Here is a 21821-nt window from a genome sequence, read left to right as displayed (position 1 = left end):
GAATCAGTTCAGGACAACAGGGAATCAAGGCGCAGGCGCGCGATTCTCTCGACCTGCTTGCAGGCCGTGTTGAACTCGGTTGCGGTATCGTTGGCAAGGCGGGCCTCGAATTGCTTCAGGATTCCGGCCTTGTCGTGGTCGCGCACCGCGATGATGAAGGGGAAGTCGTTCTTCTCGACGTAGGCGTCGTTCAGCCGCTCGAAGGTGGCGCGTTCCGCATCCGTCAGCGCGTCGAGCCCGGCGCTCGCCTGCTCCGACGTGCTCTCCGCCGTCAGGCGCTTGGCGGCGGCCAGCTTGCCGGCGAGGTCCGGGTGCGCCTTCAGCACGCCGAGCCGCTCGTCCTCGCTGGCGGAGCGGAACATCCGGGTCAGCGCGCTGTGCAGGCCGACCGCCGTGTCGTGCGCGGGGCCGAGTTCAAGCGCGTGCGCCCGCTCCGCGATCCAGGGCGAATGTTCGAAGATGCTGCCGTAGGCTGCGACGAATGTGTCCCGGTCCATCCGCGACGGCCGCTCGAAGCGGGTGTGGGGATGGAGCCTGGCCCAATGCTCCGCGATCTCGAGACGGGTCGCGAACCAGCCACCGCCGCGTTCGGCGACATGGTCGAGGAAGCGCAGCAACCCCGCCAGCTTGCCGGGCCGTCCGATCAGGCGGCAGTGCAGCCCGACGCTCATCATCTTCGGCCGGCCCGCCTCGCCCTCGGCAAGAAGCACGTCATAGGCATCGCAGAGGTACTGCCCGAAATCCTGACCCGTCACCCAGCCGGGGGCAGTGGCGAACCGCATGTCGTTGGCTTCGAGCGTGTAGGGAATGATGAGCTGGTCGCGGTCGCCGAATTCCATCCAGTGCGGCAGGTCGTCGTCGTAAGTGTCGGAGACGTAGTCGAACTGCCCCGTTTCCGCGACGAGCCTGACCGTGTTTTCCGAACAGCGCCCGGTGTACCACCCGCGCGGCGCTTCGCCGACGACTTCGGTATGGAGCCGGATCGCCTCGGCAATGGCCTTGCGCTCCTCGCTCTCCGCCATGTCCTTGTGCTCGATCCACTTGTAGCCGTGGGACGCGATCTCCCAGTCCGCCTGCTGCATCGCCTCGACCTGCGCGGGGCTGCGGGCAAGTGCCGTCGCGACGCCGTAGACCGTGATCGGCAGCTCGCGTTCGGTGAACGCCCGGTGCAAGCGCCAGAACCCCGCGCGGGCGCCGTAATCGTAGATCGATTCCATGTTCCAGTGCCGCCGGGGCCAAGGTTGCGCCCCGGCGATGTCGGACAGGAACGCCTCGGAGTGGGTGTCGCCGTGAAGGGGCGAGTTCTCGCCGCCTTCCTCGTAATTCAGGACGAGCTGGACGGCGACCTTCGCGCCGCCGGGCCACTGGGGATCGGGCGCGTTCGGACCGTATCCATAGGTGTCGCGGGGATATCTCTGCATGCGCTTATCCTGCGGCCCGCCGCACGGACTGGCAAGGCACGACCGTGTCGCGCCCCGCCGCCGTCACGCGGCCCCGCCGGGCTCCGTCATTCCGCCGGCGTGCCCTGTCCCGACAGGCCGCCCGAAATCTCGTCCGTAGACACGTCCGACAGTGGCTGCGGCAGCACGAGGTTCAGCACGATCGCCAGCCCTGCCGCCGGCAGCAGGCCCGAGGTCAGCAGGATCTGCGCCGTGTCGGGCAGCTTTCCGAGCGCCCCCGGTTCCAGCTGCAGGCCGAGGCCGAGCGAGATCGAGATGGCGAAGATCACCATGTTGCGCCGGTCCCACTTCACGTCCGACAGCATCGAGATGCCCGAGGCGACGACCATGCCGAACATCACCACGACCGCGCCGCCCAGCACTTCGATCGGAATCGTGCGGATGATTCCGCCGACCTTCGGCATGAGACCGCAGATGATGAGGAAAATGCCGCCCACCGTGACGACGTGTCGGCTCATCACGCCGGTCATCGCGATCAGTCCGACGTTCTGGCTGAAGGAGGTGTTGGGCAGCGCGCCGAACGCCCCGGCGAGCGCCGTGCCGATACCATCCGCGAAGGTCGCGCCGGTGATCTCCTCTTCGGTCGCCTCGCGCCCGGCCCCGCCCTTGGTGATGCCGGACACATCGCCGACCGTCTCCACCGCCGACACGAAAGCCATGAGGCAGAAACCGAGGATCGCGGCGAAGCTCAACTCGAACCCGAAGCGGAACGGATCGGGCAGCGAGAAGGTGGCCGCGTTGGTCCAGCTCGCCCCGATGGAGCCAACCGGCAGGATGCCGATGACGATCGCCCAGACGTAGCCCGCGGCGATGCCGATCAGCACCGACGAGATCGACCACATGCCCGGCGCGAAGAACTTGAGCGCCAGCGTCACCACGATCACGATCAGCGCCGCCGACCAGTTGGCCAGGCTGCCGTATTCCGGCGTTCCGATCGCCGGAACGCCGCCCGCCGAATACTGGATGCCGACCTGAACGAGCGCGAGGCCGATCATCGTGACGACCAGCCCCGTGACCAGCGGCGGCAGGGCGAAGCGGATGCGACCGATGAAGAAGCCGAGGCAGCCGTGAAAGATGCCCCCGATCAGCACGCCGGTGAACAGCGCAGCGAGCCCGTCGACGCCCTTGCCCGCGACCAGCGGGATCATGATCGGCACGAAGGCGAAGCTCGTGCCTTGCACGATGGGCAGCCTTGCCCCGACCGGTCCGACCCCGATCGTCTGGATCAGCGTCGCGATGCCGGCGAACAGCATCGACATCTGGATCATGTAGAGAAGCTGCGGAAAGTCCGCCGAGTCCGACCCGAACCCGAAGCCCGCCGCGCCGGCCACGATGATCGCCGGCGTCACGTTGGCGATGAACATCGCCATGACGTGCTGGATGCCGAGCGGAATGGCCTTGTGCAGTGCCGGCGTATAGTTCGGATCCCTCAGTTGCTCTGGCGTGCCGATCGACGTGTCAGCCATCTCGCGTTCTCCCGGATAACGGCGCGCCATGTCCCCACGAATGACGTCGTCCGCGTTTGCCAGTCTTGCGGGAGCGCTGTAGTTCAGGAAAGTCAGCGCGATGTCCGATCCGCCGGTGCGGGACCGGTCGGGCGATTGTTTTGCCGCTTTTCTGGGCGGCCGGATTAATACGGGGGCGAGATGAGCGGATTTTTGACGACGCACGTGCTGGACGCCGCACGCGGGGTTCCGGCGGCGGGCCTGCGGGTGACTCTTTTCCGGATCGAGGGCGAGGGACGGACGAGGGTGGCCGAAGCAGTGACCAATGCGGACGGGCGGACGGATGCGCCGCTCTTGCCGGCGGACGCCTTCGCGACGGGCACCTATGAAATCCTGTTCGAGGCCGGGGACTACCTGCGCGGCGCCGGGCTTGCCGGAGACGAGCCGCTGTTCCTCGACCAGGTGCCGATCCGCTTCGGCATGTCCGATCCGGAGGCGCACTACCACGTGCCGCTCCTGCTCTCGCCCTACAGCTATTCGACCTACCGGGGCAGCTGATGGCCGGTGCGCGGATCATTCATCGCAACGCGGTGCTGTCGCCGCCCGATACTCTGAACCACGGAGAGTAATTCATGTTCGACTGGGCCTTCGCGATGCACTGGGTCGAGTTCGCGGTCCGCTGGGTCCACGTCATCACGGCGATCGCCTGGATCGGCTCGTCCTTCTACTTCATCGCGCTGGACCTCGGCCTCAACCGCAACATTCCCGGTCCGGCGGATGGTGAGGAATGGCAGGTCCACGGCGGCGGCTTCTACCACATCCAGAAATACCTCGTCGCGCCGGAGAACCTTCCCGAGCACCTGACCTGGTTCAAATGGGAAAGCTACGCGACCTGGCTGTCGGGCTTCGCGATGCTGTGCCTCGTCTATTACATCGGCGGTGACCTCTATCTCGTCGACCCGGAGGTCGCCGATCTCGCCGTCTGGCAGGCGGTCATCATTTCGCTGCTGTCGCTCGGGCTCGGCTGGGTGATGTACGACCTGATCTGCAAATCGAAGTTCGGCGAGGACAACACGCGGCTGATGATCGGGCTCTACGTTATCCTCGTCATCATGGCTTGGGGCTACACGCAGGTCTTCTCGGGCCGCGCCGCGCTGCTGCACCTCGGCGCCTTCACCGCGACGATCATGTCGGCGAACGTCTTTCTCATCATCATCCCGAACCAGAAAATCGTCGTGGCGGACCTCAAGGCGGGCCGGACGCCGGACTCCAAGTACGGCAAGATTGCCAAGCAGCGCTCGACCCACAACAACTACCTCACGCTCCCGGTCCTGTTCCTGATGCTGTCCAACCACTACCCGATGGCCTTCGCGTCGGAGTGGAACTGGATCATTGCCGCGCTCGTGTTCCTGATGGGCGTCACGATCCGTCATTTCTTCAACACGATGCATGCCCGGGGCGAGATGCTGTGGTGGACCTGGGCGGTGACGGCGGCGCTCTTCGTCCTGATCGTCTGGTTCTCGTGGCCCCCCGCCGACAGCTGGGAGGACGAGACCGCGATGACCCGCGCCGGAGAGCGTTTCGCGGCCGCAGACGGCTTCGACGAGGTGCATGACATCGTGAACGGGCATTGCACCATGTGCCACAATGCCGAGCCGGGGCTCGAGGCGATCCCGGTCGCCCCGCGCGGCGTGAAGTTCGAGAACGCCGCGCAGATCGCCAACCAGGCGCGGCGGATCTACCTTCAGGCCGGTCTCAGTGACGCGATGCCCCCGCCGCGCCACTCCTACATGACGGTCGAGGACCGCGCGGCGATCGTGCGCTGGTACAGGGCCGGGCAGGGGAGCTGACGGGCGTTCTTTCCCCTCACCCAACCCTCTCCCCCGAGGGAAGAGGGCTTCGGTTCCGAGAAGTGGGAGCGGAGCACATCATCCGACATCCCGCGACACAACAACCCTCTCCCCTCGGGGGAGAGGGCAGGGTGAGGGGAAGAGGATACGGTTACGGAAGCAGTGCGCCCAGTTCCCACCTCACCCCTCCTTCACCGACAGCAACCTGAACGACACGGCCTCGGCCACGTGAGGCCGCGAGACGCGCGCCTCTCCTTCGAGGTCCGCGATCGTCCGCGCCACGCGCATCACCCTGTGATAGCCGCGCGCGGTCAGGCTGAACCGCTCCGCCACGCGGGCCAGGAATGCCCGGCCCTCCTCGTCTGGTGCCGCGATCTCGTCCAGCAGGCTGCCGGCCGCGTCGGCGTTCACCGTGACCCCTGGATGGTTCGCGAACCGCTCGGCCTGAACGGCGCGCGCAGCCGCCACGCGCGCTGCGATGCCGGCGGAACTCTCGCCCCCCGCAGGCAGATCGAGGTCCGCGTAGGACACCGGCGGCACCTCGACCCGCAGATCGAACCGGTCCATCAGCGGCCCCGAGATCCGGCCGAGGTAGTCCTCGCCGCAGGCCGGCGCACGGCCGCAGGCCCGCGCGGCATCGCTGAGGTAGCCGCAGCGACAGGGGTTGGCGGCAGCGACGAGCATGAACCGGCAGGGATAGCGGACATGGGCGTTGGCCCGCGCGACCACGACTTCCCCGGTTTCGATCGGCTGACGCAGCGTCTCTAGGACTGTTCGGGGGAACTCCGGAAACTCGTCGAGAAATAGCACCCCGTTGTGGGCGAGGCTGATCTCGCCCGGTTGCGCGGTGCGGCCGCCGCCGACGACCGCGGCCATCGACGCCGTGTGATGCGGCTCGCGGAACGGGCGCTCGCGCCGGATCCCGCCCTTGTCGAGGGTGCCCGCCAGCGAATGGATCATCGAAGTCTCGAGCGCCTCCGCCGCCGAGAGCGGCGGCAGGATGCCGGGAATGCGGGCGGCGAGCATCGACTTGCCCGACCCCGGCGTGCCGATCATCAGCATGTGGTGCCGCCCCGCCGCCGCGATTTCGAGCGCGCGTTTTGCGCGTTCCTGCCCCTTAACCTCGGCAAGGTCACGCACGTGCCCGGTGGTTGCGATCTCGCCCGGCGTCGCCGCGGCGAGCGGCGCCTCACCGGTGAAGTGGCGGATCGCGGCGGTGATCGAGTCGGGTGCAAAGACGTCGCAGCCGCCGACCCAGGCGGCTTCCGCCCCGCAGTCGGCCGGGCAAAGCAGGGCGTGATCCTCGCTGGCGGCGGTCAGCGCAGCCGGCAGCGCCCCCGTCACCGGCACCAGCCGCCCGTCGAGCGCCAGTTCCCCCAGTGCCGTGTACTCCGCGACCTCGTCCTTCGGGATGATGTCGATCTCCGCCAGAACGGCGAGCGCGATCGGCAAGTCGAAATGCGAGCCGACCTTCGGCAGGTCTGCTGGCGAGAGGTTCACGGTGATCCGCCGGGGCGGCATCGCGATGGACAAGGCCTCCAGCGCGGCGCGCACGCGTTCCCGCGCCTCCGACACCGCCTTGTCCGGCAGGCCGACGATGGCGAAGGCGGGCATCCCGGCCGTGACCGCGCACTGAACCTCCACAGGGACCGCCTCGATCCCGACGAACGCGACGGTATTGGCCGTCGAGACCATGTACCGCCTCCGAGTTGACTCGGCTCGGCTTAGCGCGGCTTGGTTTCAGCTTGGTTAACCGATGCGCGGCCGTGGCAGGCGGGCCCTGTCACGGCTGGTGATTGACCCGCCCGAGGCTCCATCCTGCATCCAGCATCGTCTCAGTCACCGACAGGGGGGCGATCTCGTGAGACATCGCCTCGGTCGGCGCGCAGGCGGCGGCGCGCTGGATCGCCATCATGATGACGCCGATATGCGCGACGATCACGATGTCACGTCCATCGGCTTCGGCGATCAGACGATCGGTTTCCGCCGTGACCCGGTCGAGCAGGGTGTTCCAGCTTTCGCCCCCCGGCGGGGCGGCATCGCCGGGGACCTCCCAGAACCGGCGCGACAGCTCGGGGTCGCGGGCCGCGACCTCATCAAAGGTCAGGCCGTCCCAGACACCGAAGTCGAACTCCCGCAGAGCCGGGCGATGTGACAGCCGCCGCCGCCCGGCGCAGATCGCGTCGGCGGTCGACACCGCGCGCTGCAGGTCGGAGGACACGACGACCGCCTCCGCAGGCAGGAAAGCGGACAGCCGTTCGACCTTCGCCGTATCCGAGAGGTCCGCCGGCACGTCGCGATGCCCGGTGAAGGCCTTCTGGTGGGTCGGCCCGTGACGAACCCAGAACAGCTTCACTTCAGAACCTGCGGCAATCCGGCGGTGACGAAGACGACGCGGTCGGCCATCGCGGCGACCCGCTGGTTGAGCCGCCCCTGCGCGTTGCGGAAGGCGCGGCTCATCGCGTCCGCCGGGACGATACCCTGGCCGACCTCGTTCGAAACGACGACGACCGGCGCCCGGGCATGGCCGAGTGCCTCGGCGAAGACCTCCGGGGCCTCCGCCGGGTCGTTCCCGGCAAGCTGATAATTGCCGAGCCAGAGCGTCGCGCAGTCGAGAAGGATGATTTTTTCAGCATCGACCGAGGCAAGGGCCGGCGCGATCTCGAGCGGCTCTTCGACCGTCGTCCAGCCGTCGCCGCGCGCCAAGCGATGCTCTTCGATTTTCTGTTTCATTTCAGTGTCGAACGCCTGCGCCGTGGCGAGATAGACCCGCGAACGGCCACTCTCGCGGACCAGCATTTCAGCGTGTGAAGACTTGCCGGAGGCGGCGCCGCCTAGAACAAGTGTGAGATTTAGCAAGGCGACCTATGAAACCAATGGTGATCCGAGTGCATTAACAAGACGTATCCTCCTCAATAAGAGCCGATACGCGAGACCAATGAACCCCGGGGGATTTCCATGGCAGTCGCAGCTTTCTCAGATCAGACGATGTCCCGCAAGGCGATGCAGGCCGAACTGCTGGACGCCGAAACGGAGCTTTCCCTCGCCTACGCCTGGCGTGATCACCGTGACGAACAGGCGCTCCACCGCCTGATCACCGCCTACATGCGGCTCGCGATTTCGATGGCCGGCAAGTTCCGCCGCTACGGCGCCCCGATGAACGATCTGATCCAGGAAGCGTCGCTCGGGCTGATGAAGGCGGCGGACAAGTTCGACCCCGACCGGGGTGTCCGCTTCTCGACGTACGCGGTCTGGTGGATCAAGGCGTCGATCCAGGACTACGTGATGCGGAACTGGTCGATGGTTCGGACCGGCTCCACCTCTTCCCAGAAATCGCTGTTCTTCAATCTGCGCCGTGTGCAGGCCCGGCTGGAGCGCGAAGCCGCCGCGAGCGGTCAGGTCGTCGACCGGCAGGAACTCCGCCGCATGATCGCCGCGGAAGTCGGTGTGCCGCTGCACGATGTAGAGATGATGGAAGGTCGGCTTTCCGGCTCGGACTACTCGCTCAACGCCCCGCAATCGAGCGAGGAAGAGAGCCGCGAATGGATCGACGCGCTCGAGGACAGCGGTGAGCAGGCGTCCCAGCAGGTCGAGCATACGCACGACACCGAGACGCTCCGCCAGTGGCTGTTGACCGCGCTGACCGCGCTCAACGACCGCGAGCGCTTCATCGTCCGCGAGCGCAAGCTGCGCGACGATCCCCGCACGCTCGAGTCGCTCGGTGACGAGCTTGGCCTGTCGAAAGAGCGCGTGCGCCAGCTCGAGGCCGCCGCCTTCGGCAAGATGCGCAAGATGCTCGAGACGGAATCGCGCGAAGTGATGCACTTCCTCGGCTGACCGAAGTCGGCCCGTCCCTTGAGAACCCGTCTCCGGCGGAATAGCTTTCGCCGGAACGAGGCACCAGAGGCGGGCACATGCTTTCAGGCCGACATATCCTGCTGATCATCGGCGGCGGCATCGCCGCCTACAAGGCGCTGGACCTGATCCGGCGCCTGCGCGAGCGGGGCGCAGAGGTCACGCCGGTGTTGACGCGCGCGGCCTCGCAATTCGTGACGCCGTTGTCCGTCTCGGCGCTGGCCGGGCGCGAGGTCTATTCCGAGCTCTTCGATCTCACCAAGGAAGCGGAGATGGGACATATCGAGCTGTCCCGCGCCGCCGACCTGCTCGTCGTTGCACCTGCGACGGCGGACCTGATGGCGAAGATGGCGACCGGGCAGGCCGACGACCTCGCGTCGACGCTCCTGCTGGCGACCGACAAGCGGGTGCTGATCGCACCCTCCATGAATGTCCGCATGTGGGAGCACCCCGCGACGCAGCGCAACATCCGCACGCTCGCGGCGGACGGTGTCCTGTCCGTCGGCCCGAACGAAGGCGACATGGCCTGCGGCGAATACGGTCCCGGCCGCATGGCCGAACCGCTGGAGATTGTCGATGCGATCGGCAAGGCACTCGCCTCCGGCCCCCTCGCGGGACGGCGCATCGTCGTGACGTCCGGCCCCACGCACGAGCCGATCGACCCGGTGCGCTACATCGCCAATCGGTCCTCCGGCGCGCAGGGCGCGGCGCTCGGCGATGCGCTGGCGGGACTGGGGGCGGAGGTGATCTTCGTCACCGGCCCGGCCGAAGTGCCGCCGCCGAAAGGCGTGAAAGTGGTGAAGGTCGACACGGCCGCCGAAATGCGCGCCGCGGTGATGGACGCCTTGCCTGCTGATGCCGCCGTCTTCGCGGCCGCCGTCGCGGACTGGCGTGTGGAACAGCCCGCGACCGGCAAGATCAAGAAGACCCCCGACAGCCTGCCGACACTGCAATTCGCGGAGAACCCGGACATTCTCGCCGACGTCTCGGCGCTCCGCGAAGGTCGCCCCGGCCTCGTCGTCGGCTTCGCGGCGGAAACCGACGACGTGCTCGCCAACGCCACGGCAAAGAGGGCGCGGAAAGGTTGCGACTGGATCGTCGCCAACGACGTCTCGCCCGCGACCGGCATCATGGGCGGACAGGAGAACATGGTCACCCTCATCAGCGACGACGGCGCCGACGCCTGGCCCCGCATGGGCAAGGATCAGGTCGCCCGAAAGCTTGCCGCGAAGATCGCCGAAGCACTCGGCCCGGTGTCGCGCTGATGGTGGCGATTTCGATCCGCTGGCTCGACGGGGCCGATCGCGATGTGCCGCTCCCCGTCTACCAGACCGAGGGTGCGGCTGGTGCCGACGTCCGCGCCAACTTCCCCGAGAACGAGCGCGCCGGCGTGACCCTGCCGGCCGGCGGGCGCGCCCTGATCCCGGCCGGTTTCGCGATGGCGATTCCGGAAGGGTACGAAGTGCAGGTCCGTCCGCGCTCCGGCCTCGCGCTGAAACACGGCATCACGTTGCCGAACACGCCGGGCACCATCGACAGCGATTATCGCGGACCGGTCGGGATCATCCTGCTGAACACCGGGACCGAGTCCTTCCATATCGACCACGGCGACCGGATCGCGCAGTTCGTCGTCGCACCGGTCGTGCGCGGCAGCTTCGGGGTCGTCGAGACGCTCGACGACACGGTCCGGGGCGAGGGCGGCTTCGGCTCCACGGGACGCGGCGCGTGATCGTCGTCCTCGTCATGGCGGCCACGCTCTGGGGCGTCGGTGTCGTGATGAAGGCTCCACGCTCGGCGCGCTGGACGATGATCGGCCTGCTGCTTGTGGCCGTGCTCGCGATCCAGGTCGCGCTGCCCGACGGCCACGCGCTGCGCGAGGCGACGGGCGGGTCGCCGGCACTCTGGCTGCTGCTGCTCGCCTTCGCCGTCCTCGTCATGGGCTACCGTCGCTTCCTGCTCTGGGTCCGCTCCAAGGCGCAGGTGCCCGAGCCTGCCGAGCCCGAACGGACCGGCACCTTCAGCGAGACCGAGCTGAACCGCTATGCCCGTCACATGGTACTGCGAGAGATCGGCGGTCCCGGCCAGAAGGCGCTGAAACAGTCGCGGGTGCTGGTCGTCGGGGCAGGGGGGCTGGGCTCTCCCGCGCTGCTCTACCTCGCCGGGGCGGGGGTCGGGACGATCGGCGTGATCGACGATGACAGCGTCGACAGCTCCAACCTGCAACGACAGGTGATCCACCGCGACGCGGCCATCGGCACCGCCAAGGTCTTCTCTGCGCAGGAGGCGATGCTCGCCCTCAATCCTTTCGTAACGGTCCGGCCCTATAACCGGAGGCTGACGGACGACATCGCGGGGGACCTGTTCGGTGACTACGACCTGATCCTCGAAGGATCGGACAATTTCGACACCCGGTATCTGGTGAACCTTACGGCGGCAGCGCGGGGCATTCCGGTGATCGGCGCGGCACTGACCCAGTGGGAGGGGCAGATCTCCGTCTGGGATCCGGCCTCCGGCGCGCCCTGCTACGCCTGCGTCTTCCCGGAGGCGCCCGATCCGTCGCTCGCGCCGTCCTGTGCGGAGGCCGGGGTGCTGTCGCCCTTGCCGGGGGTCGTCGGCTCCATGATGGCGGTCGAGGCCGTGAAACTGCTGACCGATGCAGGAGAAAGCCTGCGCGGCCGTCTGATGATCTACGATTCGCTTTACGGGGAGACGCGGATCATCGGGCTGAAGCGGCGGGCGGATTGCCCGGTGTGCGGTGGTCGCGCCGTGTGAGGATGGGGGCGACACTCTTGTCGGTGTCGTCGCGCTGCGCGCGCCGACACGCCGGGGCTCTGCCCCGGACCCCGGAGGTATTTCCGGCCAGATGACAGGGATCGCGTCCGGCCCTCGCGGCGACCTTCTGGATGGTGCTTGCCCTCGTCGCGGCGGTGGCCATACTCGGGTCCGCATCTAACGGGAGCCTGACCCATGCGTCTTACCTTCACCGCCGCCGCGGCCGCCGCGCTGCTTTCCGCCACTGCCGTCGTCGCCCAGGACCTGCCGGACCTCGAGGGCCGCGAAGTCGTCGTGGTGACCGAGAACGCCTATCCGCCGCTGCAATTCATCGACCCCGAGTCCGGTGAGGCGATCGGCTGGGAATACGACGCGATGGCCGAGATCGCCGAGCGCCTGAATATCGAGGTCACCTACGAGAACACGAGCTGGGATGCGATGATCCCGGCCGTCTCCGAAGGCCAGTACGACATGGGCATGACCGGCATCACCATCCGCGAGGACCGGGCCGAGGTCGTCGACTTCTCCGACAGATACATGACGAGCGAGATGGTCATGCTCGTCCGTGGCGATGAGGACCGGTTCACCGATGCCGAGAGCTTCGCCGCCGACGAGGACCTGCTCGTCGCCGCGCAGCCCGGCACCACGCCGTTCTACGTTGCGGTCTACGACATGCTCGATGGTGACGAGGCCAACCCCCGCATCGTCCTGTTCGAAACCTTCGGCGCGGGCGTGCAGGCGCTGCGCACCGGCGATGTCGACCTGGTCCTGACCGACGGCACCGCCGGTGAAGGCTACGTCGAAAGCTCCGAAGGCGAGCTGAAGATCGTCGGCGAGCCGCTCGGCACCGAGGATTTCGGTTTCATCTTCCCGCAGGGCTCCGACCTCGTCGAGCCGATGAATGCCGCGATCGCCGCGATGGAAGCGGACGGCACGCTGGACGCGCTGAACACCAAGTGGTTCCTCGACTACAAGATGGGCGAGTGATCCCCGACCGTTCACCAATGTTGCGTGACACGTCGACAGGGCGGGGGGCGCTGCGCCCCGCCCTGGCACGGACCGGGGAGGACGGCGCGCCGCCGCCGGTCCGCGCCGCATGAGAACGGCCGAAGACGACCGCAAAGATTTCCCCTGGTGGCTGGTGCTCGTCGTCCTTCTGGGCGGCTGGTTTCTCTGGCGCATCCTGTCGGACGACCTCTACAGCCAGGTTCTGGACACCCTGTCGCGCGGCGTGCAGATCACGATCTTCGTCACGCTGGTCGGCTTCACGCTGGCGAGCCTGCTCGGCCTCGGCCTGGCCGTCGCCTCGCTGTCGAAGTTCCGCTGGCTGCGTCAGATCGCACGCTTCTACATCGAGGTGGTGCGCGGCGTGCCGATCCTGGTGCTGCTGCTCTACGTGGCCTTCGTTCTGGCCCCCGCGCTCGTCGCGGCGTGGAACACCGTGCTCGACACCGTCGGGCTCGAGCCGATCCGGACCCGCGATTTCAGCCTGATGTGGCGCGCGATCATCGCGCTCACCATCGGCTATTCCGCCTTCATCGCGGAGGTTTTCCGCGCCGGGCTCCAGAGTATTGACAAGGGCCAGACCGAGGCCGCGGAAGCGCTCGGTTTGACGCCCTGGCACAAGTTCCGCCACATCGTCTTTCCGCAGGCCTTCCGGCGCGTGCTGCCGCCGCTCGGCAACGATTTCGTCGCGATGATCAAGGATTCCTCGCTGGTTTCGGTGCTCGGCGTGACCGACATCACGCAGCTCGGCAAGGTCACGGCAGCCGGCAACTTCCGGTATTTCGAGACCTACAACGTTGTGGCCTTCCTTTACCTCTGCATGACGATCACCCTGTCGATCCTGCTGCGCCGGCTCGAACGGCGACTGAGGCGGGATCCGTGAGCGCCCTGACCGCCGCCGCGCGAACCCGCCTGCTCGGCGTCGCGCGGCGCTGGTCTCGCGACCCTGACGAGGCGGAGGATCTGCTGCAGGACGCCCTCGTCACCGCGATTGGCGCGGGCCGGCTCTCGGCCGGGGACCTGCCGTGGATCGCCGGCGTGATCCGCAATCGCGCCCGGATGGCCGCGCGCAGTGCCGCGCGCCGCCATTCGAGGGAAGCGGCGTCTCTGCCCGTTGGGCCGGCGGACGAGGTCGAGAGTGACGCCCTGCCGCCGCTGCCGCCGGCCCTCGCCCGTGTCGCCCGGCTCGCCGTCGCCGGTGCCAGCCGGGAAGAAGTGCGCTGGCTGCTCGGCATTTCCGACACGGCCCTGCGCCAGCGGCTCGCCGCCCTGCGCCGCGAGCTTGGCGCCCGCCCGTGGCCCAGGGGATGCGACGGCGCCGGCGGCCGGCTGCGGCCGGCGCTGAAGACCGCCCTCGGCCACCGTCCGGAGGCGCGGTTCGCCAGTCACGATCCGGACGGGCACGTTTTTGTCATCGCGGCCTCACGACAGCTAAGTCCGCGGCAACAGGACAGTACGGACGGCTGAAAGGAGTTTAGTCATGCTGGGCCAACACAAGATCACGAACATCTTCTACTACGTCTCCGACCTCGACCGGACGGAGGTTTTCTGGCGCGATGGCGTTGGCCTCGAGGTCATGCGCGTGGAGGATGGCGGACATGCCTTCCTCACTGCGCCGACGGCGGGCGGCGTCGACCTGCTGTTCTTCGAGGGCGAGGTGAAGGCGGGCAATTGTCCGATGATCGTTTTCGACCTCGCCGACGGGGGCATCGACGCGGTGCTCGACGGGCTGCTCACGCAGGGTGCGGCGCTGATGACCCCGGTGAGCCACGCGCCGGGCGGCTGGTCGGCCGAGGTCACCGATCCCGACGGGCATATCGTGTCGATCTACCAGAGCGGTGAGCTGCCGAGGTAGTGTCGCGGTCGGGTCGGGTGCGCATCGAGCGCGCACCCGACGCGAACCCGCCACCCAAACGCAACAGGAACCCTCTCCCCCCGGGGGAGAGGGAAGGGTGAGGGGAAGACGCACCCCCCGCCACCCAAACGCAACAGAAACCCTCTCCCCCCGGGGGAGAGGGCAGGGTGAGGGGAAAGCGCACCCCCCGCCACCCAGGCACAGCAAGAGTCTCGCCAACGGTCACACAAATCCTCCACACCGCCCGGGCATGGCCTTCCGCCCCTTTGAGGCATAGGGTCGGCGGCGAAAGGAGACCCCCACATGACCAACCCCCTGCTTCAGGACTGGGATACCCCCTACGGCCTGCCGCCCTTCGAGACGATCGAGGACGCGCACTTCGGCCCCGCGATCGATGCGGCCATGGAGGAGGGGCGTGCCGAGATCGCCGCGATCTCGGGTCAGGACGAGGCGCCGACCTTCGCCAACACGATCGAGGCGCTGGAGCGGGCAGGCAAACGGCTCGATGCGGTGCTCGGCTGTTTCTACGGGATCTCCTCCGCCGACAGCACGCCCGAGCGCGAGGCGCTCATGCGGGACGTGTCGCCTAAACTCTCGGCCTATTCCTCCGACATCTATGCCGACAAGAAGCTCTTCGCGCGGGTCGAGACGCTGTGGGATCAGCGGGACGAGCTCGACCTCACGGATGAGCAGGCTCGGGTGCTGATGCTGACGCGGCGTGGCTTCGTGCGTGCGGGCGCGTCGCTCGAAGGCGTGACCGAGGACCGTCTGCGGCAGGTCAAGTCGCGGCTCTCCGTGCTCGGCACCTCCTTCACGCAGAACTTGCTGGCGGACGAGCGCAGCTGGTTCATGGAACTCGACGAGGCCGAGCTCGAAGGGCTGCCGTCCTACCTCGTCACGGCCGCGCGGTCAGCCGGCAAGGAAAAGGGCGTCGACGGCCCGATCATCACGACGTCCCGCTCGCTCATCACGCCGTTCCTGCAGTTCTCGCCGCTGCGCGATCTGCGGCGGCGCGCGTGGGAGGCCTTCACCTCTCGCGGCGCGCGTGGGGGCGAGACGGACAACCGCGACATCGCGGGCGAGATCCTCGGCCTGCGGGAAGAGCGGGCGGAGCTGCTCGGCTACGATACGTTCGCCGACTACAAGCTCGAGACGGAGATGGCCGGTACGCCCGCGGCGGTTCGCGAGTTGCTCACCAAGGTGTGGGAGCCCGCCAAGGCGCGCGCGCTCGAGGATGAAGTGCGGCTGACCGCCATGCTCCATGCCGATGGCGAGGCCGGGCCTCTCGAGCCGTGGGACTGGCACTATTATTCCGAAAAGCGCCGCAAGGCGGACCACGACCTCGATGACACCGCGCTGAAGCCGTACCTGCAACTCGACCGGATGATCGAGGCCGCCTTCACCTGCGCCAACCGCCTGTTCGGGCTGGAGTTCGAGGCGGCGGACGTGCCGCTCTACCACCCGGACTGCCGGGCCTGGAACGTGACGCGCGACGGACGGCACATGGCGTTGTTCATCGGCGACTATTTCGCCCGCGGCTCGAAACGCTCGGGCGCGTGGTGCACCACGATGCGCGACCAGTCGAAGCTGGACGGCGAAGTGCGGCCGCTGGTGATGAACGTCTGCAACTTCGCCAAGCCGGGCGAGGGGGAGCCTGCGCTCCTGTCCTACGACGACGCGCGCACGCTGTTCCACGAGTTCGGCCACGCGCTGCACCAGATGCTGTCCGATGTCACCTACGGGTCGATCTCGGGCACCTCGGTCGCGCGGGACTTCGTCGAACTGCCGAGCCAGCTGTACGAACACTGGCTGGAAGTGCCGGAAGTGCTGGAGGAGTTCGCCACCCACGCCGAGACGGGCGAGCCGATGCCCAAGGAGATGCTCGACAAGGTGCTTGAGGCGTCGACCTACGACATGGGCTTCCAGACGGTGGAATACGTCGCCTCGGCGATGGTGGACCTCGAGTTCCACATGGGCGAGGCACCGGCCGACCCGATGCAGCGCCAGGCGGAAGTGCTGTCGGAGATGGGCATGCCCCACGCGATCGCCATGCGCCACGCGACTCCGCACTTCGCGCATGTCTTCTCGGGCGACGGCTATTCCTGCGGCTACTACAGCTACATGTGGTCGGAAGTGATGGATGCCGACGCCTTCGACGCCTTCAAGGAAGCCGGTGGCGCCTTCGATCCGGAAACGGCGAAGAAGCTGGAGGAAACGATCCTGTCCGCGGGCGGCTCCGACGAAGCGAGCGATCTTTACGTTAAGTTCCGGGGACGGATGCCGGGCGTCGAGGCCCTTCTCAAGGGGCGGGGGCTGGTCGGGGCCTGAGCCCCGGCAGGCGCCGCTCGGCTGCGCCATCGCCCCGCCCGCCGGCCCGTCGACCGGTAAAGCGGATCCAGGCTGTTGCGAGGAGGGGGCTGTCTGCCCCCTCTTGGCCTTCGGCCAATTCACCCCCGAGAATATTTGAAGGCCCAAAGAAGGGGCGGTCAGCCCTTTCGCAGGCGCGCGACTTCTTCGGAGAGCAACCGCAGCTCGTCGGCGAGCGCGGCCTCGAGCGCGTAGGACCCGTCCGGGTCGGAGCCCGGGTCTTCCTCGTGTCCGTCGTAGTGATCCCGGTCGGACAGGAACTTGTCGAGCTCGTCGGACTTCAGCGCCGCGACGATCCGCGCGAGCAGTTTCCGCTGGGCGAGTAGACGCCCCTCAAGTGTATCGGTCGTGGCCATGATGTCCTCGTCTCCTGCTGCAAAATGAACGCGCCGCCTGCCGCTCCCGTTCCGGGTCAGCGGCGGGGGTCGTCCGGGTGAGGTTCGACACCGACCGGGTCCTTGTGGATCAGCACATCGGCCCTCGGATATTTCGCGATGATCGCCCGGCGCAGGGCCGCTCCGATCGAGTGAGCTTCGTCGAGGGTCTGGCCGCCGTCGAGCTCGATATGAAGGTTCACGAAGATGCGGCTGCCGGCGACGCGCGTCTTGAGGTCGTGGTAGCCCTCGACACCCGGGTGGGCGGCGGCGATCTCTCCGATCCCCGCGATCGTCTCGTCGTCGGCGGACCGGTCCATCAGCGCGTTCCAGGCTTCGCGGCCGATGTTGATGGCCCCGACCGCCAGCAGGGCGGCCGCGCCCAGCGCGACGACGCTGTCGATCCGGCCGAGCCCGAACAGTCCGGAGGCCGCGAGCGCAATTATCGCGCCGACGTTGGGGATCAGGTCGCCGAGATAGTGCAGCCGGTCGGCGGCCACGACGCGGTTGCCGGTCCGGCGCGCCACCCGCGCCTGCCACAGCACGAGGCCGGCCGTCAGCACGATCGACAGGATCATCACCACGATGCCCTGGCCTTCGGCGGCGAGCTCGGCCGGCGCATCGGACAGCAGGCGCAGCGTCGCGGCGACCGCGATCACGGCGGCGGAGACAAGGATCAGAACCGACTGGCCGAGCGCGGCGAGATCCTCGGCCGAGGTGTGGCCGAACGCATGGTCGTCATCGGGCGGACGCGCGGCATAGGCGATGGCCGCCAGCCCGCCGAGCGACATCAGCAGGTCCAGCGCGCTGTCGGCGAGTGTCGCCGCGATCGACAGCGCGGAGGTCTGGCCGAGCGCCCAGAGCTTGGCGACGACAAGGATCATCGCCACCGACGACGACATGATCCCCGCCGAGAGGTTCAGTCTCTTCTGAGTCTTTTCGTCCATGCCAGCCCCTTAGCGTCGGGCCGGGAGTCAGTCGAGGACTTCGTCCTCGTCGACGCCCCAGAAATGACCCTTGGGCGCCCAGCCCCGGTAACCTCCGGCGGACAGCCGGCACCAGTCGCGCGTGCAGCTGTCGATCTTCGCCACGACGCCACGCTCGAGCATCGCGGCGACCGGCGCATCCGGGTCTTCGCGGGTGTGCAGGGTCAGCATCTCGTCATCGACGATCGCAGTGCGCACGCCGGAAATCAGCGAGTAATGCAGCCAGCCGCCGACACCGTCGCGGTCGACGACGCGGCGCCAGTGACCGTACTCCGCTGTCACCTGAAGCGGCATGTTGCGACGGGTCAGCACCCAGTCGATACGATGCGACAGCGATGGCCCGCGGCGCAGGTTTCCTTCGCTCGCCTTCAGCGACACGTATCGCGGGAGGGGGAGATGTGTTGCGGAGCCTATCTCCTGCGCCTGCGCGTGAAGCGTGGTTGCGCACAGGGCGAGGGCGCCGACGAGGGTTGCCAGACGGATCATGCTCGGAATTCCCGAAACTGCCTCTTTTTGCGAAGCGCTCGGTTCTGTCGGCGCCTCTTGCAGACACAGTGCCAGACCTGCGGATCGAGGTGAAGAGGTCTGCGGCAACGGCCCGTGAGGCGGCGCCGGTGTGTTGTCGGGGTGCCGCGATCGGCCGCCTCGGCGGAGGGATGCCAACAGCGTGATCCGGTCCTGAACTGCGGGAACCGCCAAGGCCGCCGCGTGTTCTTCTGACAACGCTGCTACTTACAAGAAAGGAACTCCCGTCATGATCGGATGGGCACTTACTTTCCTGTTGGTTGCGCTCATCGCCGCGCTGTTCGGTTTCGGCAGCGTCTCCGCTGCTTCGGCAGGCGTCGCACAGGTTCTGTTCTTCGTGTTCCTCGTGTTGTTCGTCGGGTCGCTGATCCTGCGGGTGCTGCGCAACTGACTACGAACGTTGACTAAACCAAGAAAGGAGATCGCCATGAACTGGGATCAGGTACAAGGCAACTGGAAGCAACTCAAAGGTCAGGCACAGTCCCAGTGGGGCAAGCTGACCGACGACGACCTCGACGTCGCTGAAGGCAACCGCACCAAGCTCGCGGGCCTTGTTCAGGAGCGTTACGGCAAGTCCAAGGAAGAAGCCGAACGCGAAGTCGACGAATGGATTGAACGTCACTGATGGCCGATACCAACCGTATTCTCGACGACGCGAAAGGGCAGCTTTTCGATGAGCTGGACCGCATCCGCGCCGGCATGCTCGGGGTGGACGGCACCGGTCAGCACATGCAGCCGATGACCGCCTACTCCGATCGTGACACGGGCGACCTGTGGTTCATCTCGTCGAAAGAAACGGACCTCGTTCGTACGCTGTCACCGGGCGCGACCGCACATTTCACGTTCACCGGGAAGGACCACGACTACTACGCGTGCGTTCGCGGGACGATGGAGATGAGCAACGACAAGGCCAAGCTCGACGAGCTGTGGTCGCCGATCGCGGCGGCATGGTTCGAAGATGGCCGGGAAGACGACAATGTCTGTCTTCTACGCTTTTCCATCGAAGATGCGTCCGTCTGGGCGACCAGCGGCAACCCGGTACGCTTCGCGTTCCAGATCGCCAAGGCGAACATGACCGAAGAGACCGCCGACCTCGGCGAGCATCGGGTTCTGAACTGGAAAACCGCGGCCTGAGCCGCAGTCACATGATTTCGGAAGAGGGCGCTTCGGCGCCCTTTTTCATGTGTCGGTGAAAGTTGTCCGACTGCCGATCGGACACAGCCCGACCAGCCCCGCCGCGACGGCGGGGGCGGTGCGACTCGCGTCGTGACCTCGCCTAGCGCCCCGACGCCTCGTTCGGGTTCACCACGAAGACCGGCGACATGTTGTTCCGGCTCGAGATGACTTCGCTAGATGTGGCCGCACATGCGGACATCATGATTGCGCAGCAAAGCGCTGCGATGGTTTTTCCAGACATACTGCTCGTCCTGACTGCCCCGATTTTTTGGGGTCTGTATCGGAAACAATAGCAGAAATTCTCGAAATTGCAACGACTTGGAGCGGCCCCTCAGCGATAGACCTGGTCTTCGCCCGGAAAGCTGCGGGAGCGGACGTCGTCGGCATAGTCCGACACGGCCTTCTCGATCATGCTGCCGAGCTCGCCGTAGACCTTCACGAACTTAGGCGGTTTGTTCGGGTTCAGCCCCAGCATGTCCTCCAGCACGAGGATCTGGCCGTCGCACTCCGCACTCGCACCGATGCCGATGGTGGGGATGTCGATCTCGCGGGTGATCTTGGCCGCCAGCGGCTCCACCATCCCTTCGAGCACGACGGCGAAGGCCCCGGCCAGGGCCACCGCTCTCGCGTCTTCGAGGTGCTCGCCCCACGTGTCCTCGTCACGGCCCTGCGTGCGGAAGCCCCCCATCACGTGGCTCGATTGCGGGGTCAGGCCGGTGTGGGCCATGACCGGGATGCCGCGCTCGGTGAGGAAGCGGATCGTCTCGGCCATCCGCATGCCGCCTTCGAGCTTCACCGCGCCGCAGCCGGTTTCCTTCATGATCTTCGCGGCATTGCGGAACGCGACGTTCGGGCTTTCCTCGTAGGTGCCGAACGGCATGTCGACCACGATCAGCGCCCGCTGCGTGCCGCGCACCACGGCGCGGCCGTGCATGATCATCAGATCCAGCGGCACGCCGACAGTCGTCTCCATCCCGTGCATCACCATGCCGAGCGAGTCGCCGACGAGAATGAAATCTGCGTGCCGGTCGACGATCGCGGCCGTGTGCGCGTGGTAGGAGGTCAGCGAGACGATCGGATCGCCGCCCTTGCGCTTGGCGATCTGGGGCACGGTCGTGCGGCGGACGGGGGCCTGGGTGCTCATGGGTGTATCTCCCTCTGGTCGATGAGGAGGACCGCGTGGTCCCCCTGTCCGAAACGGGCCGAGATCATGATCCCGACAGGCCCGTCGAGCGGGCCGGTGATGATGGGGCGGAAGGTGGCGGGATCGACCATGTCGAGCCCCTCCAGCCTCGCGCGGGGTTCCGCTGCAACCGTGTCGCGAATGGTGCGGGCGATCTCCTCCACCGGCACGCCCGGCAGCGCGATTGCCTGTGCCGCCTCAAGCGCGCGGTTCAGCACCGGCGCGGCGTCGCGATCCTCGGGCGACAGGCGCGCATTGCGCGACGACATTGCCAGCCCGTCCGCCTCGCGCACCGTTGGCACGCCGACGATGTCGATCCCGAACAGCAGGTCGCCGGTCATCCGCCGGATCACGGCGAGTTGCTGGTAATCCTTCTCGCCGAAGTAGGCGGCATCGGGCCGGACGATGTTGAAGAGCTTCGTCACCACCGTGGTCACGCCCCGGAAATGACCAGGCCGCACCGCGCCGTGAAGCATGTTGCCCAGGCTGGTCGTCTCGACGATCGTCTCCTCGCCGTCGGGATAGATCTCGTCGACCTGCGGCAACAGCACGACATCGACACCGGCGGCCTCGAACATCTCGAGGTCCTGCGCCTCGGTCCTCGGGTATGCGGCGAGGTCGGCGGCCTCCCCGAACTGGGTCGGGTTGACGAAGATCGTCGTCGCGACACGTGCGTGCCGCTCCCGTGCGGCATGGACCAGCGCGATGTGCCCCTCGTGCAGCGCGCCCATGGTGGTGACGAGGCCGATGCTTTCGCCCGCGCGGCGATAGTTCGCGAGCGTCTCGCGCATCTCCTCGATGGTCCGGCAGATCTTCAAGCGGAGCTCCCCTGTCTCGGCACGCGCGCGCCCCCGTATCTAGTGCGGTGCGCGACGGGGGGCAACGGCAGCGCGCCGGGCTGACCTGACACGCTCCGCGCGGGCGAACCTCCTGTCCGCGTGTCGCTTTCCGGCGTTGATCGGTCGAAA

At 67.2% G+C, this 21821-nt stretch carries 24 protein-coding genes; 14 read left to right on the top strand and 10 right to left on the bottom strand.

The genetic code is table 11. The features are described 5' to 3' along the window. Nucleotides 1–8: 8 nt before the first annotated feature. The gene (gene puuE / locus I8N54_RS15320; RefSeq protein WP_140196059.1) at nt 9–1421 is read right to left on the bottom strand and encodes an allantoinase PuuE; all 1413 of its coding nucleotides are present in this window, start codon (nt 1419–1421) and stop codon (nt 9–11) included. 86 nt (nt 1422–1507) lie between these two features. Further along, on the bottom strand, nt 1508–2926 hold the full coding sequence (locus tag I8N54_RS15315; RefSeq protein WP_140196057.1) for a uracil-xanthine permease family protein: 1419 nt from the start codon (nt 2924–2926) through the stop codon (nt 1508–1510). A gap of 180 nt (nt 2927–3106) precedes the next feature. On the opposite strand from I8N54_RS15315, the gene uraH reads away from it, so the two are divergent. Both uraH and I8N54_RS15305 read left to right on the top strand, forming a co-directional pair. Next, the gene (uraH, locus tag I8N54_RS15310; protein ID WP_140196055.1) at nt 3107–3463 is read left to right on the top strand and encodes a hydroxyisourate hydrolase; all 357 of its coding nucleotides are present in this window, start codon (nt 3107–3109) and stop codon (nt 3461–3463) included. Between the two features lie 74 nt (nt 3464–3537). Beyond that, complete coding sequence (locus tag I8N54_RS15305; RefSeq protein WP_140196053.1) at nt 3538–4755, top strand: urate hydroxylase PuuD; 1218 nt, start codon at nt 3538–3540, stop codon at nt 4753–4755. 180 nt (nt 4756–4935) lie between these two features. On the opposite strand, the gene I8N54_RS15300 is transcribed toward I8N54_RS15305, so the two are convergent. The 3 genes from I8N54_RS15300 to cobU all read right to left on the bottom strand — a co-directional run bounded on the left by I8N54_RS15300 (nt 4936) and on the right by cobU (nt 7614). After that, nucleotides 4936–6450, bottom strand: a complete 1515-nt coding sequence (locus I8N54_RS15300; protein ID WP_140196051.1) for a YifB family Mg chelatase-like AAA ATPase — start codon at nt 6448–6450, stop codon at nt 4936–4938. Between the two features lie 88 nt (nt 6451–6538). Next, nucleotides 6539–7111, bottom strand: a complete 573-nt coding sequence (locus I8N54_RS15295) for a histidine phosphatase family protein (protein WP_140196049.1) — start codon at nt 7109–7111, stop codon at nt 6539–6541. Continuing rightward, nucleotides 7108–7614, bottom strand: coding sequence for a bifunctional adenosylcobinamide kinase/adenosylcobinamide-phosphate guanylyltransferase (gene cobU / locus I8N54_RS15290; protein WP_140196047.1), 507 nt, complete (start codon nt 7612–7614; stop codon nt 7108–7110). Before cobU ends, I8N54_RS15295 begins: the two co-directional genes overlap by 4 nt. 99 nt (nt 7615–7713) lie before the next feature. Here cobU and I8N54_RS15285 point away from each other — a divergent pair, with 99 nt between their 5' ends. From I8N54_RS15285 to I8N54_RS15245, 9 genes are all read left to right on the top strand, one after another. Continuing rightward, entirely contained in the window at nt 7714–8592 is an 879-nt protein-coding gene (locus tag I8N54_RS15285) for an RNA polymerase factor sigma-32 (RefSeq protein WP_140196045.1), read from the top strand. A gap of 77 nt (nt 8593–8669) precedes the next feature. Beyond that, a complete protein-coding gene (coaBC, locus tag I8N54_RS15280) occupies nt 8670–9875 on the top strand; it encodes a bifunctional phosphopantothenoylcysteine decarboxylase/phosphopantothenate--cysteine ligase CoaBC (RefSeq protein ID WP_140196043.1) in 1206 nt (401 codons plus the stop codon). Next, entirely contained in the window at nt 9875–10339 is a 465-nt protein-coding gene (gene dut, locus I8N54_RS15275; RefSeq protein WP_140196041.1) for a dUTP diphosphatase, read from the top strand. The genes coaBC and dut overlap by 1 nt, the downstream gene beginning before the upstream one ends. Further along, nucleotides 10336–11382 carry a HesA/MoeB/ThiF family protein gene (locus I8N54_RS15270; RefSeq protein WP_140196039.1) on the top strand — a complete coding sequence of 349 codons (1047 nt, stop codon included), beginning with the start codon at nt 10336–10338 and terminating at the stop codon, nt 11380–11382. The genes dut and I8N54_RS15270 overlap by 4 nt, the downstream gene beginning before the upstream one ends. Before the next feature lie 195 nt (nt 11383–11577). Further along, entirely contained in the window at nt 11578–12369 is a 792-nt protein-coding gene (locus I8N54_RS15265) for a transporter substrate-binding domain-containing protein (RefSeq protein WP_140196037.1), read from the top strand. A gap of 109 nt (nt 12370–12478) precedes the next feature. Further along, nucleotides 12479–13270: an amino acid ABC transporter permease gene (locus I8N54_RS15260; protein ID WP_140196035.1), complete on the top strand. Its 792-nt coding sequence runs from the start codon at nt 12479–12481 to the stop codon at nt 13268–13270. Further along, nucleotides 13267–13854: a sigma factor gene (locus tag I8N54_RS15255; protein WP_197097628.1), complete on the top strand. Its 588-nt coding sequence runs from the start codon at nt 13267–13269 to the stop codon at nt 13852–13854. Before I8N54_RS15260 ends, I8N54_RS15255 begins: the two co-directional genes overlap by 4 nt. A gap of 13 nt (nt 13855–13867) precedes the next feature. After that, nucleotides 13868–14242 carry a VOC family protein gene (locus I8N54_RS15250; RefSeq protein ID WP_140196031.1) on the top strand — a complete coding sequence of 125 codons (375 nt, stop codon included), beginning with the start codon at nt 13868–13870 and terminating at the stop codon, nt 14240–14242. A 303-nt stretch (nt 14243–14545) separates the two neighbouring features. After that, the gene (locus tag I8N54_RS15245; RefSeq protein WP_140196029.1) at nt 14546–16570 is read left to right on the top strand and encodes a M3 family metallopeptidase; all 2025 of its coding nucleotides are present in this window, start codon (nt 14546–14548) and stop codon (nt 16568–16570) included. A 158-nt stretch (nt 16571–16728) separates the two neighbouring features. On the opposite strand, the gene I8N54_RS15240 is transcribed toward I8N54_RS15245, so the two are convergent. From I8N54_RS15240 to I8N54_RS15230, 3 genes are read right to left on the bottom strand one after another with little or no spacing between them, the layout of a single operon-like run. Next, the gene (locus I8N54_RS15240; RefSeq protein WP_140196027.1) at nt 16729–16965 is read right to left on the bottom strand and encodes a hypothetical protein; all 237 of its coding nucleotides are present in this window, start codon (nt 16963–16965) and stop codon (nt 16729–16731) included. Nucleotides 16966–17021: 56 nt separating this feature from the next. Next, the gene (locus I8N54_RS15235; RefSeq protein ID WP_140196025.1) at nt 17022–17930 is read right to left on the bottom strand and encodes a cation diffusion facilitator family transporter; all 909 of its coding nucleotides are present in this window, start codon (nt 17928–17930) and stop codon (nt 17022–17024) included. 27 nt (nt 17931–17957) lie between these two features. Further along, a complete protein-coding gene (locus I8N54_RS15230; protein ID WP_140196023.1) occupies nt 17958–18455 on the bottom strand; it encodes an SH3 domain-containing protein in 498 nt (165 codons plus the stop codon). Between the two features lie 268 nt (nt 18456–18723). Here I8N54_RS15230 and I8N54_RS15225 point away from each other — a divergent pair, with 268 nt between their 5' ends. Genes I8N54_RS15225 through I8N54_RS15215 form a run of 3 tightly spaced genes read left to right on the top strand, consistent with a single transcriptional unit; the run spans nt 18724 to nt 19628 of the window. Continuing rightward, nucleotides 18724–18885: a DUF1328 domain-containing protein gene (locus I8N54_RS15225; RefSeq protein ID WP_140196021.1), complete on the top strand. Its 162-nt coding sequence runs from the start codon at nt 18724–18726 to the stop codon at nt 18883–18885. A gap of 36 nt (nt 18886–18921) precedes the next feature. Then, nucleotides 18922–19119 carry a CsbD family protein gene (locus tag I8N54_RS15220; RefSeq protein WP_140196019.1) on the top strand — a complete coding sequence of 66 codons (198 nt, stop codon included), beginning with the start codon at nt 18922–18924 and terminating at the stop codon, nt 19117–19119. Beyond that, complete coding sequence (locus I8N54_RS15215; RefSeq protein ID WP_140196016.1) at nt 19119–19628, top strand: pyridoxamine 5'-phosphate oxidase family protein; 510 nt, start codon at nt 19119–19121, stop codon at nt 19626–19628. The genes I8N54_RS15220 and I8N54_RS15215 overlap by 1 nt, the downstream gene beginning before the upstream one ends. Nucleotides 19629–20001: 373 nt before the next feature. Here the strand turns inward: I8N54_RS15215 and panB are convergent, their stop codons facing one another. After that, entirely contained in the window at nt 20002–20814 is an 813-nt protein-coding gene (gene panB / locus I8N54_RS15210) for a 3-methyl-2-oxobutanoate hydroxymethyltransferase (protein ID WP_140196015.1), read from the bottom strand. Further along, nucleotides 20811–21671: a pantoate--beta-alanine ligase gene (panC, locus tag I8N54_RS15205; RefSeq protein ID WP_140196013.1), complete on the bottom strand. Its 861-nt coding sequence runs from the start codon at nt 21669–21671 to the stop codon at nt 20811–20813. The genes panB and panC overlap by 4 nt, the downstream gene beginning before the upstream one ends. Between the last annotated feature and the right edge of the window lie 150 nt (nt 21672–21821).

The organism is Pelagovum pacificum (assembly GCF_016134045.1).
In the GTDB taxonomy this organism is placed as follows: Bacteria; Pseudomonadota; Alphaproteobacteria; order Rhodobacterales; family Rhodobacteraceae; genus Oceanicola; species Oceanicola pacificus_A.
Note: the sequence above shows the minus strand (reverse complement) of the source record. Positions and strands in the feature narration are given on the sequence as shown.

Excerpts from the sequence above, each read along its gene's own strand:
- I8N54_RS15220 (WP_140196019.1), top strand. The coding sequence starts at position 18,922 with ATGAACTGGGATCAGGTACAAGGCAACTGGAAGCAACTCAAAGGTCAG.
- I8N54_RS15230 (WP_140196023.1), bottom strand. The coding sequence starts at position 18,455 with ATGATCCGTCTGGCAACCCTCGTCGGCGCCCTCGCCCTGTGCGCAACC.
- dut (WP_140196041.1), top strand. The coding sequence starts at position 9,875 with ATGGTGGCGATTTCGATCCGCTGGCTCGACGGGGCCGATCGCGATGTG.
- coaBC (WP_140196043.1), top strand. The coding sequence starts at position 8,670 with ATGCTTTCAGGCCGACATATCCTGCTGATCATCGGCGGCGGCATCGCC.
- uraH (WP_140196055.1), top strand. The coding sequence starts at position 3,107 with ATGAGCGGATTTTTGACGACGCACGTGCTGGACGCCGCACGCGGGGTT.
- I8N54_RS15250 (WP_140196031.1), top strand. The coding sequence starts at position 13,868 with ATGCTGGGCCAACACAAGATCACGAACATCTTCTACTACGTCTCCGAC.
- I8N54_RS15315 (WP_140196057.1), bottom strand. The coding sequence starts at position 2,926 with ATGGCTGACACGTCGATCGGCACGCCAGAGCAACTGAGGGATCCGAAC.
- I8N54_RS15265 (WP_140196037.1), top strand. The coding sequence starts at position 11,578 with ATGCGTCTTACCTTCACCGCCGCCGCGGCCGCCGCGCTGCTTTCCGCC.
- I8N54_RS15215 (WP_140196016.1), top strand. The coding sequence starts at position 19,119 with ATGGCCGATACCAACCGTATTCTCGACGACGCGAAAGGGCAGCTTTTC.
- I8N54_RS15240 (WP_140196027.1), bottom strand. The coding sequence starts at position 16,965 with ATGGCCACGACCGATACACTTGAGGGGCGTCTACTCGCCCAGCGGAAA.
- I8N54_RS15305 (WP_140196053.1), top strand. The coding sequence starts at position 3,538 with ATGTTCGACTGGGCCTTCGCGATGCACTGGGTCGAGTTCGCGGTCCGC.
- I8N54_RS15225 (WP_140196021.1), top strand. The coding sequence starts at position 18,724 with ATGATCGGATGGGCACTTACTTTCCTGTTGGTTGCGCTCATCGCCGCG.
- I8N54_RS15300 (WP_140196051.1), bottom strand. The coding sequence starts at position 6,450 with ATGGTCTCGACGGCCAATACCGTCGCGTTCGTCGGGATCGAGGCGGTC.
- I8N54_RS15260 (WP_140196035.1), top strand. The coding sequence starts at position 12,479 with ATGAGAACGGCCGAAGACGACCGCAAAGATTTCCCCTGGTGGCTGGTG.
- I8N54_RS15245 (WP_140196029.1), top strand. The coding sequence starts at position 14,546 with ATGACCAACCCCCTGCTTCAGGACTGGGATACCCCCTACGGCCTGCCG.
- panB (WP_140196015.1), bottom strand. The coding sequence starts at position 20,814 with ATGAGCACCCAGGCCCCCGTCCGCCGCACGACCGTGCCCCAGATCGCC.
- puuE (WP_140196059.1), bottom strand. The coding sequence starts at position 1,421 with ATGCAGAGATATCCCCGCGACACCTATGGATACGGTCCGAACGCGCCC.
- I8N54_RS15285 (WP_140196045.1), top strand. The coding sequence starts at position 7,714 with ATGGCAGTCGCAGCTTTCTCAGATCAGACGATGTCCCGCAAGGCGATG.
- I8N54_RS15235 (WP_140196025.1), bottom strand. The coding sequence starts at position 17,930 with ATGGACGAAAAGACTCAGAAGAGACTGAACCTCTCGGCGGGGATCATG.